Consider the following 429-nt stretch of genomic DNA (forward strand, 5'->3'; position numbering starts at 1 on the left):
CGAGATATTGTATGTTGATATCGTTTTTATTCTGTAGCGGTAAAGCGCGGAGTCTTTTCCGAAAAAGCTGATGGAGTTGCTTCCAGAGCTGCTGCGGATCGTATAGCGGGCATAACTGCCACCATTAATACTCTGTTCAACCACTGCATCTTCAATACCACAAGGAGAAGAAGGCACCACAAAAGTCAGGATATAGCTTCCGTCTGCATCCGAGGTTGGCAAGGTGACATTATACACTGGTGGCGCCCACTCTCTGCACAGATCTTCCTCTGGCGGAGGCCCCAAAGCAAAAACCGCATTTGAAAGCATCAATAATACAATAAGGAAAAGGCGCATCCTGGTCCCGCCCCTAAGTTAGTTGAATTTTTTATAGTTACAGGCAATCTCTGAAAGTTAGCTGAGGATTTTATTAATAATTTTTAAGCCAAC

At 44.3% G+C, this 429-nt stretch carries 1 protein-coding gene; it reads right to left on the reverse strand.

Going from position 1 to position 429, the window contains the following annotated elements; all coding sequences use genetic code 11:
- A partial coding sequence (locus Q5Y71_RS17240) for a hypothetical protein (RefSeq protein WP_306043300.1) occupies nt 1–336 on the reverse strand: 336 nt, incomplete at its 3' end.
- Nucleotides 337–429: the final 93 nt, after the last annotated feature.

This window comes from Microbulbifer sp. 2205BS26-8 (assembly GCF_030731025.1).
Taxonomy (GTDB): Bacteria; Pseudomonadota; Gammaproteobacteria; order Pseudomonadales; family Cellvibrionaceae; genus Microbulbifer; species Microbulbifer spongiae.